Annotated in this window: 13 protein-coding genes; 8 read left to right on the forward strand and 5 right to left on the reverse strand. The window is 49.5% G+C overall.

The window, feature by feature from the left end:
- The first annotated feature begins 200 nt into the window (after positions 1-200).
- From ACK3CJ_RS02395 to ACK3CJ_RS02425, 7 genes are all read left to right on the forward strand, one after another.
- The gene (locus ACK3CJ_RS02395; protein WP_409524808.1) at positions 201-662 is read left to right on the forward strand and encodes an Lrp/AsnC family transcriptional regulator; all 462 of its coding nucleotides are present in this window, start codon (positions 201-203) and stop codon (positions 660-662) included.
- The gene (locus ACK3CJ_RS02400; RefSeq protein ID WP_409524809.1) at positions 662-1276 is read left to right on the forward strand and encodes a LysE family translocator; all 615 of its coding nucleotides are present in this window, start codon (positions 662-664) and stop codon (positions 1274-1276) included. The genes ACK3CJ_RS02395 and ACK3CJ_RS02400 overlap by 1 nt, the downstream gene beginning before the upstream one ends.
- A gap of 129 nt (positions 1277-1405) precedes the next feature.
- On the forward strand, positions 1406-1552 hold the full coding sequence (locus ACK3CJ_RS02405) for a transposase (protein ID WP_409526536.1): 147 nt from the start codon (positions 1406-1408) through the stop codon (positions 1550-1552).
- 109 nt (positions 1553-1661) lie between these two features.
- Complete coding sequence (locus tag ACK3CJ_RS02410) at positions 1662-6047, forward strand: PAAR domain-containing protein (protein WP_409524811.1); 4386 nt, start codon at positions 1662-1664, stop codon at positions 6045-6047.
- Complete coding sequence (locus tag ACK3CJ_RS02415) at positions 5998-6963, forward strand: ankyrin repeat domain-containing protein (protein ID WP_409524813.1); 966 nt, start codon at positions 5998-6000, stop codon at positions 6961-6963. The genes ACK3CJ_RS02410 and ACK3CJ_RS02415 overlap by 50 nt, the downstream gene beginning before the upstream one ends.
- 1075 nt (positions 6964-8038) lie before the next feature.
- Positions 8039-8677: a hypothetical protein gene (locus ACK3CJ_RS02420; protein WP_409524814.1), complete on the forward strand. Its 639-nt coding sequence runs from the start codon at positions 8039-8041 to the stop codon at positions 8675-8677.
- Between the two features lie 213 nt (positions 8678-8890).
- On the forward strand, positions 8891-9397 hold the full coding sequence (locus tag ACK3CJ_RS02425) for a DUF2867 domain-containing protein (RefSeq protein WP_409524815.1): 507 nt from the start codon (positions 8891-8893) through the stop codon (positions 9395-9397).
- Between the two features lie 38 nt (positions 9398-9435).
- On the opposite strand, the gene ACK3CJ_RS02430 is transcribed toward ACK3CJ_RS02425, so the two are convergent.
- Positions 9436-9855, reverse strand: a complete 420-nt coding sequence (locus ACK3CJ_RS02430; protein WP_409524816.1) for a hypothetical protein — start codon at positions 9853-9855, stop codon at positions 9436-9438.
- Positions 9856-9970: 115 nt separating this feature from the next.
- Between ACK3CJ_RS02430 and ACK3CJ_RS02435 the strand changes: the two genes are divergently transcribed.
- A complete protein-coding gene (locus tag ACK3CJ_RS02435) occupies positions 9971-10468 on the forward strand; it encodes an SDR family NAD(P)-dependent oxidoreductase (RefSeq protein ID WP_409524817.1) in 498 nt (165 codons plus the stop codon).
- 102 nt (positions 10469-10570) lie between these two features.
- Here the strand turns inward: ACK3CJ_RS02435 and ACK3CJ_RS02440 are convergent, their stop codons facing one another.
- The 4 genes from ACK3CJ_RS02440 to ACK3CJ_RS02455 are packed head-to-tail and all read right to left on the reverse strand — an operon-like array spanning position 10571 to position 12048.
- On the reverse strand, positions 10571-11200 hold the full coding sequence (locus tag ACK3CJ_RS02440) for a dihydrofolate reductase family protein (RefSeq protein ID WP_409524818.1): 630 nt from the start codon (positions 11198-11200) through the stop codon (positions 10571-10573).
- Between the two features lies 1 nt (position 11201).
- Complete coding sequence (locus ACK3CJ_RS02445) at positions 11202-11489, reverse strand: alcohol dehydrogenase catalytic domain-containing protein (RefSeq protein WP_409524819.1); 288 nt, start codon at positions 11487-11489, stop codon at positions 11202-11204.
- A gap of 11 nt (positions 11490-11500) precedes the next feature.
- The gene (locus ACK3CJ_RS02450) at positions 11501-11773 is read right to left on the reverse strand and encodes an antitoxin (protein WP_409524820.1); all 273 of its coding nucleotides are present in this window, start codon (positions 11771-11773) and stop codon (positions 11501-11503) included.
- Complete coding sequence (locus ACK3CJ_RS02455) at positions 11770-12048, reverse strand: hypothetical protein (RefSeq protein ID WP_409524821.1); 279 nt, start codon at positions 12046-12048, stop codon at positions 11770-11772. The genes ACK3CJ_RS02450 and ACK3CJ_RS02455 overlap by 4 nt, the downstream gene beginning before the upstream one ends.
- Positions 12049-12293 lie beyond the last annotated feature (245 nt).

Below are 12293 nucleotides of genomic sequence, written 5' to 3' on the forward strand. Positions count from 1 at the left end.
CAGGGTACTGCTTGGCGTTGTAAAAACAGCCGTCGTGGGTCATGTCTTCAGAGTTCATATATGGCTATCTCCCGTTTTTCGAGCCACAGATAGTAGCCTATCGGACTTAACCAAATAGCATTGATGTGGAAATAAAAAAATCGACAACATTAAATAAAAACAATATTATTTACGAATAAATGTAAATTAAACCGAATTAAATGCAAAAAATGAACGAAATAGACCTAAAAATCATTAAACTACTTTCTTTGGATGCTAAGCGCTCGCTGGCCGATATTGGCGGCATGGTCGACCTTTCACCATCCAGCGTAAAAGAGCGCATCCGCCGCCTTATAGAGGCAGGGGTTATCCGACGCTTTACAGTAGACTTAGACCCGGTAGCTTTGGGAGCACAAACACTTGTCTTTGTCTGGATCGCCCTGCGTGACGATGCGGATGAAGAAGCATTCCGTCACTATGTCGCAAACCATCCGCTGATCCTTGAATGCCACCATGTCACAGGAGCCTGGTCTTACCTGATCAAGCTTCGCGTTGGTGCCACACCGGACATAGAGAATTTTTTGGCCAATATCAAGGGGCAGAACTTTCTCAGTCGTAGTGAAACAGTCATCACCCTCTCGTCTCCGGTTGCCGGAGCTTTTGTTCAGAAGGAGGTTCCCTGATGGACTTAGTCTTATTCATAAAAAGCCTGTTTCTCGGACTGGCAGTCGCCGCACCTCTTGGCCCAATTGGTGCACTCTGTATCAACCGTACCCTAGAGCGAGGATTTATCGCAGGAGTGGCTGGAGGTCTTGGTACAGCATGCGCGGATGGCGTTTATGCAACCCTCGCGGCCATCGGGTTCGTGGCATTCTCTGGCACACTGGCCAACTTGGATATACCGCTTCGCCTAGCAGGAGGCACATTTATGCTTTGGCTGGGGTGGAAAAGTATGACGCCCAAACCTTCCAAAAGCGCTGCAGAAGTGTCAGCACGTCACTTACTCGAGACTGTGGCAGCCACGTTTCTTTTGACAGCAACCAACCCCATGACAATTCTGTCCTTTGCTGCTCTGTTTGCTGGCCTCGGCCTTGCATCAACAACAGATAAAATGGGTTCTGCGTTAGTCGTAGTCGGTGTCTTTGTTGGTTCAATGCTCTGGTGGACTTTTTTGAGTGCTGGCATTGCTCTCATCCGACATCGCTTACCAGATGTCTTTGCTCATTGGGTGTCCCGCCTGTCTGGAATTCTTCTGATAGGGTTTGGCATTTGGGCACTGAGTTCGTCTTTCATTTAAGCTTGACTCCAGTGGTAATCGCCTACCCAGCGCTACATAAGACCATGAATATTGATGGTCGACTGGTGCAGATTTTCGACTAAGAAAAATGAAGGTAACCCTATGCGAGACTATGAAAGTTCGGTGCATATGCGCTGGGGTTGTAAGTGCCATGTGGTGTTCATCCCAAAGAAGAGGCAAAAGGTGATCTACGGAAGCTTGCGCCGATATATGGGCGAGATCTTCCATGACCTTGCCGAACGCAAGGGGGTGAAGATAGTTGAGGGGTATCAGTAGAGTAGTTGGCAAACAATCCAACTCACGTTATAGTTCGGTCGCTGCCATTCAGGTCATTGGCAGGCTCATGCAGGAGTCCGCATGAGTCGTTTTCAACAAGGAGCGTTTCATGAGCAAGCCCGCCGCCCGCTTAGGCGACAAACACGTCTGTTCGTCCACCACCAGCAAAGGCACGCCGATCACCAGCGGCTCGCCTGATGTCTTCATCGGTAATCAGCCAGCAGCACGGGTGGGCGATACGGTGGCGTGTGGTACCCCTCCGGCGATGATCACCACCGGCTCCTCCAGCGTATTCATCAATGGCCGACCAGCGGCACGCATGTTGGATGACACGTCCTGCGGTGGTGTGATTATCGAGGGGCTGGGCACAGTACTGATCGGTGGTGGCTCAGTCGGTGCACCGCGTGAAGGCGAAGCTGATAAAGTTGCACCTTGCTCCCCGAACTGCGGCAACCCGGTCAATCCAATTCTCGGCGCTAAGCTCCTGCCCGCCACGGCCGATTTTGCCCTGCCGGCACCAGCTCCGTTTGTTTTCAGCCGCGGTTATGTGTCCAACAATGCACAGGTCGGGATTCTGGGGCAAGGCTGGTCGGTGACGGGGAACAATCTCAAGTTGACGCTGGAGCCGCCTGAGCCCGACGAATCTAACGAGCCTGAAGATCCTGATGCCCTTGCTGCATCTGATCCGACGGCTGAAGCATCCGATGACGACTCCGCCGCACAGCCGAAACCCTCCCTGATCCTGCAGGATGCCCATGGGCGGCGTATCCGCTTTACCGCGCTTGAATCCGGCTGCATGGCCTTTTCCGATACCGAACAGTTTTGGCTCGCCCGCGGTGGTCTCTGGTCACCCGAGGATCACCCACTGCAGCATCCTGCGTTCCAGGGCCTGAACGAGATCGATACGCTGAATGACACCTACTACTTCGTCTCCACCGGTCAGCGAGTGTACCTGCTGAAGCCTGGCTCTGTCCCTGACAGCTGGCAACTCGCTGCTGAGTACACGCATCAGGGCTACTGCACCCAGTATCAGCGTGATGCTGCGGGTAATATCCAACAGGTGATTGACAGCGCCGGACGCCGGTATCATTTTCACTACCAGTCGGTACCGGCGCTGCAAGACGGCGATCCGGGTGTCCGTCTGACCTCGGTCAGTCTGCTCTCTGATCATCTGCAGGCCTCCACAGAGGTGGCCGGTGATGTGACAGGTGGTGTTGCAGGTGATGTTGCAGGTGGTGTTGTAGATAGCAGCGACGATGAGGCGGTCGGCACGCTGGTCACCTTCAGCTACAACGCCAGCGGTGATCTGATCGCCGTACATGACCGGGCTAACCGGATCGTGATTCAGTATCAATGGCAGAGTCATATCCTGATCGGCTATACCGTCCCCGGACGCCTGACAATGCGCTACGAATGGTCCGAGCACACCCCCGAAGGCAAGGTGCTGCGCCAGATAGAGGTGGATGGTCTGACCCGCAGCTATGACTATCAACCGACCCATACCAGCGTGACCGACAACCTCGGACGAGAAGAGCGCTATGCCTTCGTCGGCAGTGGCCCTGATCTGCGCTGGCATGCTCACCATCGGGCCGATGGCAGTGAGCTGCACTTCAACTACAACGGCGATGGTCAGCGCATCTCTGAGATTGATCCGCTGGGCGGCGTCACCTCCTTCAGTCACGACCGCCAGGGGCATCTGAGCAGCCTGCGCCTGCCCACCGGGCAGATCTATACCTACCGACGCGATCCGCTGGGCCGTCTGACCAAGGTGACCACACCCGACAATGCCGTGCGCCAGTATACCTATGATGAGCGCGGCAACCTCACGTCGATCATCGATGCCAATGAGCACCGTACCCGCTTCGAGTACGGACTCCGGGCGTTACCCGATCGCCCCACGCGTCGGATCGATCCCGAGGGCGCGACTCACAGTTATACCTGGACATCCTTCGGTCAACTCGCCAGTATCACTGACTGTTCCGGCCACACCACCCAGTATGCCTACAACGCACTGGGTCAGTTGATCCGCACCACCGATCCACTGAAACAGATCACTGAATTTACCTACAACACCCTTGGCCAGCGCCTAAGTGTCACGCTGCCGGATCGCACCCAACTGACGTACACCTATAATGAGCACGGCTTGCTGACCCAGGCCAGCGATGCCAAGGGGGTGTACCAGACCCTGCGCTATGATGACCAAGGCCAGGTCATCGCCGAGACCGATGCCAATGGTCATACCCGTCGGTATCGTTACGATATCGCCGGTCGATTGACGGAGATCATCAATGCCCAGAGCGCGTCCTACCACTTTGAATATGATGTGATGGATCGGGTGGTGCGCGAGGTCGGCTTTGATGGTCGGGAACGTCGCTACACCTATAACCGCTGTGGCGACCTGATCCAGCAGCAGGAAGTGGTAAACGCTAACACGCACACGACCACGCACACGACCCAGATGTATTATGACGGCGTGGGGCGCTTGCTGGCCCGTGAACTGCCCGCCACCGAGCTGTCTCCGTCGCTGCTGGAGCAGTATCGCTATGATGCCGCCGGTCGGATGATCCAGGCGGATAATATCTATGCCCGGGTGGAGTGGGCCTACGATCCCACCGGCGCACGCCTGATTGAACAGCAGTGGCATAAGAACGCGCATCTCGCCCTGCAATATGCCGAAGCTAATCCGCCCGAACACAATGACCAGCTTCTGCCCCCCTTGACCACGGATCTGGTGGTCTGGGAGTGGCGTAACGAAACGGAATACAACGCCCAGGGCATCCCCCGGATCTCGCAGCAGGGTGAGCATGCCATGGGGGCCCTCCTCTACGGCAGCGGGCATCTGCTGGCCCTGCGTCTGGGTAATCTGGAGATGACACTGGAGCCGGATGCATTGCACCGTGAGCAACAGCGCCAGATCAAGGCACGTTCTCAGGCACAACCCTTAATGCAGCGTGAGCGGCGTTACAGCCCAGTTGGCTTACTGGCAGCACAACGTGATATCTACCTCGGTGGCACTCAACCACTCAGTGATCACTCCGATCCGATCCAGATCAATCAGTACCAGTACGATGCCCGTTACCGCCTGACCGGCATCACCCAGTCCGTGCCGCCACTGGAGTCCGGTCAGCCGCTGATCACCCAGCAGACCCAGGCGTATCAGTATGACCCCAGTGGGCGTTTGACCGGCAGTTCGCTCTACAGCCCACACTACCCGACCCGCAACACCGAGCAGCACTACACACTGGACAAAGAGGGCAATCGCGTCGGGTCCGGGGCCCATGCCGACCCCAGTGCCTGTCACAACAACCGTATTGAGCAGCTGGATCATACACAGTTCCGCTATGACGATGCCGGCAACCTGATAGAGCGCCGCGCACCTCAGGATCTGCAAACCCTGCAGTACGATGGCCTGCACCGCCTCTCCTGCGTTGAACGCCAACGGCCCGGCTATCCCACCACGAAAACCTATTACATTTACGATGCCCTGTCGCGCCGCATCTGCAAACAGATCATCCCTGAACGCAGCCAAAGCCACAGCATCCGCTACGGATGGGATGGCGATCAACTGGTGCATGAAGACAACTGCGATCAACGCACCACCGTGTTCTACGAACCCGGCAGTTTTGTCCCGCTGTTCAGAGTCGATGAAACCAAGCGCACCGAACAACTGGATGATCAGTGGCTACTCAGAGAGCCACAGGATCCGTCAGACGAACCCGCATACGACACCCACTACAGCGCCTTTCTGACCGACCATCTCGGCACTCCGATGAAACTGATCGGCTCCGACGGACACCTGCTCTGGACCGCGAAGCCGGATGACTGGGCAGCAATCCGCGACGAAAAAGCCGTACCGGACCTGAAACAGCCGATCCGATTCCAAGGGCAGTGGCTGGATGAAGAGACGGGGCTCTATTACAACCGGTATCGTTTCTATGATCCGAAGCAGGGGCGATATATTACGCAGGACCCGATTGGACTGGCAGGTGGGTTGAACAGTTATGCGTATGTAAGTAATCCGACGGGATGGGTAGATCCGTCGGGGTTGAGTCCTGCTTGTCGAAGTTTTAATGTCGACCCTAGAACTGGTCAAAAAACAACTTGCCTTGAAACACCAGCACAAGCATGTGCAGCATCAGGTCCGCATATGACTATATTTAAAGGTAACTGTATGACCGATGAGCTAGCAAAAAACCTTGCAAGCGGTCTAAGCCCCCCAACGTCAACTCATGACGACTCCGGTTCAGGTATTCTTGCGTGCGCCATTGTCGGAACAATTGCAGGTGGAGGTGAGGTTCCTTTTGAAATAGACGTCGCAGATAAACAGGCCGATATTTTCGATAGACTACAGAAAGCAGTACATGGAGAAAAAGTTGTCCCTCACGTTGCTATAGCACGAAAAATTGCCACAACCGTCACACGCTTTCCTGAAAACTTAAAAACATGTGAAGAAACAGCTGGAAAACAAGCTTGGCAGCTTCAAAACTGGGATTAATAAAGAAGCATTATTTATGAACCATAAACAAATCATTATTACTGCTGTGCTAGTATTGCAATTCACATATATTAATAAAACACTTGCAGAGTGTGTGTGTGTAAAGTTAAATAATCCTAGAACTGCCATCAATCAAGCAATTATTGAAATGGACAGCAGAGACTACAAAAACTCACTAGCACTTCAATTACTCCGATCCCAGAGGGATCCCGATATAACAAATTCTTGTGGCGCTGGACTATTATTAATCGCATCTATATATAATGATATTGTTTTGGTGCGCGAGTTGTTATCGCATAATGCAAATCCTGACACTCAAAACTTTGAGGGTATTTCACCAATATATTTTGCTGCTCAATGGTCTAGTAATGAAGTTTTGTCAATGCTTCTAGAGGCTGGTGGCGATCCAAATGTCGTGCTAAAATCATGTAGCGCAGAGATTTATAATGCACCTATATTAACGGCTGCGCTCAATGACAACATAGAAGGTATAAGAATTCTTTTGCGACATGGTGCTGACTACGCACAAGAGACAAAAGAAGGTTTTAATATTTTTGATATGTTCCTTTCAAAGGAAATGCCTTTGGACTTAATTGTCGAAATTATAAGCCACATACCGAATAAATCAAATAGAGATAGAGCGTTATCACTTTTGCTTTTCAAAACAGTAACTAGCATGAATAATGACTATCTTAGAGAGTTGTTGAAGATGGGAGTAGACCCTAATTTTGTCTACATGGATGATGTGAAATTTAATACACCATTATTAATTGCCGCAATTTCCGACAACCTTGAGGCTGCTAAGCTTTTAGTTGAGAATGGTGCAGATATAAAGTACAAGAATTTAAAAGAATATTCGCTTGAGCGAATAATAAAAGAAGGGAATGTTAAAGAGCTTTCTTATTTATTCGAATAGTTTAAGTCGACAGAATTCAGGTTTATGTTAAAAAGGTCAAGGCTTATCATCGGCTATCAGTAACACATCAGGAGTTTTTGCAGGATTCGGCACTTAATACTGTACAAGCCTTGACTCTATGCACAAAAATGAATGCAATTAATGGTAGGTCAAATATAATTAGCGGGATAGTTTTTTATTTTTTTTAACTGTATTGATAACAGCTATCCTAGTTGGTGAAAACTATTCGGTCAATAATGTTATTGGTCACTTATTTTTTTCACTGATCTTTAACTATCAAATAGTGGCATTTTTATTTGGGTGGCCAATGATGACCAATACGGCATCGCTAGGAAGAGGTAGGAATAATTTTTTGAGAGTGGCTACTTTTTTATTCACTTTAACTTTGTGGTTAGTAATACTGTTGTCTAAGTCGTGACTTCAGATTCAATGAAATTACTAATAACCCTACAGCGGCAGGCAAGGGTTCTAGTGTTAAGATAGACATAACTAGTTATTCACCCAAGCAGCGATGTTGATGCCGGGAACAAGCTCAAACACGCTCAATCTAAAACTAAAGTGGTCAAATTTATAGTGGACTTGTTTTTATATGCTGGATAGTATTTTTATTGGAACAAATTAATCCATGAGCTTTTATCAAAAAAATAAACTAGATAAAAGAATTTTTATATGTTCAGTAATTGTATTAACTCCTTTGCTATATATTGCGTTTTTTATTAGGCCGTACTTATGCTTTCTTGCATTTGTAATACTGGCATTCACTGCAATAATGCCATCGAAAAACATGAGGCTAAGGTCGTTTTTTTTTGCTTTTTACGGCGTTTCAATTTTCGTTATAGTTTCTGGCTTTAGTTTTTTGTATTTTAGAGGAATGTTATGAGCTTGAGTATCAAAAGATGAAATTAATGTCGTGCTGCTGTGGTCGACTTTCAATGCGATGCTCTTGGGTACATGATGTAGGTCAAATTCTATTCAAATGTAGGATGTGATCCCAGTGAGTTTGTGGGATAGACAAAGCCCGTCCAGTGCCAGACCGGCAGCGGATGTATAGGTCTCGGAGGGGGACTGCTTGATCATGAAGTTACGGATTCAGGATTTATATTACAAGGAGGGAAGTTTTGTGAAAAGAATTGTGATCGTAACCACTATCGTGTTTTTCGGAATCACCGGCTGTAGCAGAGGTGGGCCGACGGAAAGTGAGGTTAGAAACACACTTGCCAAATACACAGATAAAAAAGGTTGCGCATCATCCTTGCTGTTCAAGGAGTTGCCAGTAAAAGAATCACTTGTTGAAAGCAATAAACATATTCTGAATCCATTAGTCAATGTCGGTCTGATCGAAAAAGCGGGTAATGCATATGTTCCTACCAGTCTTGGAATGTCTGTATATGATGTCGATGCTTCTGGTTTTTGTTACACGGACCAGTATGTTATTACAGACATCACAGTGATGAAGGAGGAGTCAAAAGGTGACTTGTCGCCTGCTTTATCTGGTGCTTGGTATGTATCTTTTAAGATTTCACCAAATAACGTTAGAGAATGGGTAAAGGATCCACGATTAATTAAAGCTGCAAGCCTCGCATCCATCGAAAATATTACGGGGACAAAGAGCTTTACTGTCCGTCTGGCTAAGAAGGTCGGCGACAGCAAACTCATTGTCGCGGATCCTGGGTTTTCGTTCAGTCCTGGAATCCATTTCAATCTGGGGTGGTAGTGCACGACGACGCTTCTAATTTTTGTCATATCTGAATCAGTGACTTCGCAGCATATCCCGGAGGTCTTGGGTGAGTGTATGCCGCAGGGGCGCGGCATTTAAGCCTGCAAGGATGCATTCACGGCGTCTCACCCAAGGCATCCGGGATATGCATACCAATCAAATGGTTGGCAGTGAAATTACTGATTCAGGTAGTAAACAGGAGTGAATAGTATGGATACTTATCAGAATGCTGAGGGGACGCCGTTGATTGCGCCACAGGATCAACTGAACTTCTTCCACCATGCCGATGCCAGTGTGCCACAGGGTATGACAGCCTTTCAGGCCTATTGTCGGATGACCGAAAGCAGTCCACGTTTGCTGAGGCTGGCATTTTTTATCAGAGACAGTCTGTCACGTCTGGCGGGTGTCAGGCCGATTGCTGGTTTTACCGATACCCATTCCCCCTCACCACCAGAACCTGGGCAACGACTTGATTTCTTTGAGGTCGTTCATTGCGATGACAGCTCTCTCCATCTGCTGGCCGACGATCGCCATCTGAGTGTGCTGGTAGCCATGACACTTCAATCGGCTGATGACCGCTGTCATCGCCTGAATATCACAACCTCGGTAAAAACGCATAATACCTTCGGGCGTCTCTATATGCTGCCGGTCTCACCTGCTCATGGTGTGATTGTGCGCTTGATGCTGGCAAGGGTAAGTACGTCGGTCATGTCATGAACCGTTACTTCCTACAGAAACACTGAACTAACAGATACTCACCTTAAGATAGAAAAAGCGGCGACAAGTACCTTCTTAGCCATCTGCGGATCTTCACCACGGGCAATCTGTGACGAAGCATTACTTAGCTGCGCATCGATATAAGTTGCTACAAACTCTGATGACATGTCTGCGGAAAACTCGCCTTTGGACTTTGAATGCTCCACCCATTTCTTGTAAGCAACTAATGCTTGCTCCTGAATAAAATCGATTTGTGCTCGTGTTGCTTCACCCAAGTACATTCGCGACTCGCGCATTTTTATCAAAAGACATCCCTTTGGGGCCTCTTGACGATCACTAATTGAGGTGGCAAATGACACTAGGTTATCAAGCGTCTCTCGAAATGGAATATCACTGTTTAACATCTGCAGTACAGGATTTAGCATCTGCTCGTGATACTTAAGAATGACAGCTTTCATCAAGCCATCTTCGTTCAAAAATTCACGATAAAGACCTGGCTTCGATATATCACATCTCCTGCAAATTTCATTAAGGGACAAGTTGCCTATGTCCTCTTTCCAATAGGCATCCATTATGCGTGAGGCCAAGTCAGGCCTGATCATTAACACTTCATCAATGGTTGGACAGATTTCGGCACCGTATTTCTCTACCTACGCCGCTACCAAACATGCTTTGGAAGGCTACCTCCAAGGCTTACGCTACGAAGTGGCGTCCTTCGGTATTGATATCGCCATAGTGCAACCTGGCCCATTCCCGACAGGTCTAAGTGCTGCAGGGCAAGAACCTACACGCACAGACGTACTAGACAGCTATGGCGAATTGGCGAAGATTCCTGCCGCTATGTTCGAGGAATTCGGTAAATTTATGCAGAGTGATCAAGCTCCTGATCCACATATGGTCGTAGATGCTTATTTAGCGCTAGCAGATATGCCTACTGGCAAACGCCCTACACGCACAGCGGTCGGCCTGGTTTGGGGTGTTGATGAAATTAACGCTGCCAAGCAACCCATTCAAGATCATGTTTTGAGAGAAATGCAGTTGGAAGAATTTTTAGGCGGCGTTGACGCGTAATTTTCGGTATCAGGGGCAAACTATTTTTTGCCCCTGTTTCGTCTATATCACAATCGCATTTTTCCCCGAAAGGCGTTTGCTGCAACCGGTTTTAGGCCGCCCTCACTGACGCACATAGCGCAAGTGTGTGGCGGCTGGACCATCAAGAACCTTGTCAATGCGAAACTGCGGCCCGGGCTCCCGTAGGTTCTCGAAGAGACGCCGTCCGCCGCCGAAGAACACGGGTGCCAAGGCGATTTCCAGCTCATCGATAACACCGAGGTTCAGGTACTGCTGGATCACATCTGCGCCACCTGAAATGCGAATGTCCCTACTCTCAGCTGCCTCCCGAGCTAGCGCCAGCGCACGCTCTGGTCCCTCATTGATGAAGTAAAACGTCGTTCCTCCAGGGCGCACCCATGGGTCTCGCTTCTCGTGGGTAAGAACGTATACTGGCGTGTGAAACGGAGCCTCCTCTGGCCAGCTAACCTCGCCTTGATCGAACATACGCTTACCCATAATGTTGGTACCAGTACGCTCAAAGGTGTGGCGAACCATGTTGTTGACCGGGCCAGTCTCTCCCCCGGGACCGAACTTGAGCTTCTCCCGCATATATTGTTGATTGAGGAGCCACGCCATTAACGAGCCCCACTTTTCGCCCCAGTTCTTGTACTCGGGATTTTCCATGGTCATCCCTTCTGGTGCCATGTAGCCATCTAGGCTAAGCGCAATGTTTACGAATACTTTGCTCATTCTATGTTCCTCGCCGTTCGATGTTGGTGTATATATCGTCGATTACGGCGATGACTAATCGACATCTCGTAAGAAGCATTTCAGAGGCGGCCATTAACGCCTGAATTAAGTCGAGCTGCGAAGCGGTGTTGGCTTGAGTGAAGTGATACTCATTAGAAATGTCACTATATACACGATCCCCCAGAGAAAACCGAGTAACACTGCTCCCAATGGCTTCAACAGTACCGGCAACTTCGGCACCCAGTATTGAAATTCTCGGCTTGATCAATCCAGACATGAGCCGGTGCATGGCCTAGTTAGCTATCGATCCTCGTGTAAGCGACCTTCCACATATTTATGAAGGATGCTGGCCACAAGTGTTTGGTAGGGGATGCCTTCTGCCAGGGCTTTCTTCTGGAGCCCCCTCAGATCCTTGGAGGATAGTCTGATGTTAATACGGGCATCTTTCTTGAACATGGCCTCAGCGTATTGTTGATGCTGCAGTTTCCTGTCTTCACTGTCTGGCGACTGCTGCAGCTCTCCAGCATCGAATGCGTCCAGAATTTCCTGCTCTTCTTTATCTAACCTGCTCATTTTGGACCTCCTAAATAGGTTTTGGTCGCTTTTCGGCTCGGGATGATCGTTTTCAGAAAAACCTCATCCTCCGACTCCACGAAGGGCACCAGATAAGCATGCCCCTCTATCTCAACCGCATGAATTTGCTGGCCTGGATACCGTTTCTGATTGGGATGCTCGAACGTATCGAGAATACCTCCGATCGAGATGTGTAACACCACATCCTCGAAAGAGATGTTCCTTTCCTCTTGGAGAAGCTTGTTCTTCTCTGTGTTCCATGTGATCACTTTCATGAGTCGAAGCATAGCACATTGTGTGCTTTTTGTACTCAGGAGCTAGCTTTGTATACTGCACATGCTCATACTGTTCAATATACTGTGTAAATTTACGGGATATCCCTTTAGCATCACTGGCCTTAACTTCCAGATTGTCCTCGCTGTTCCACCATCCTTCGTCAATACAGCCAACCCGAACTCCGAAACCGGAGTTATCAATAGATGCAGGCATCGCTCAGAGCTGGCATACTTCTGCTCGATCA

It is taken from the genome of Nitrincola salilacus (assembly GCF_046271865.1).
In the GTDB taxonomy this organism is placed as follows: domain Bacteria; phylum Pseudomonadota; class Gammaproteobacteria; order Pseudomonadales; family Balneatricaceae; genus Nitrincola; species Nitrincola salilacus.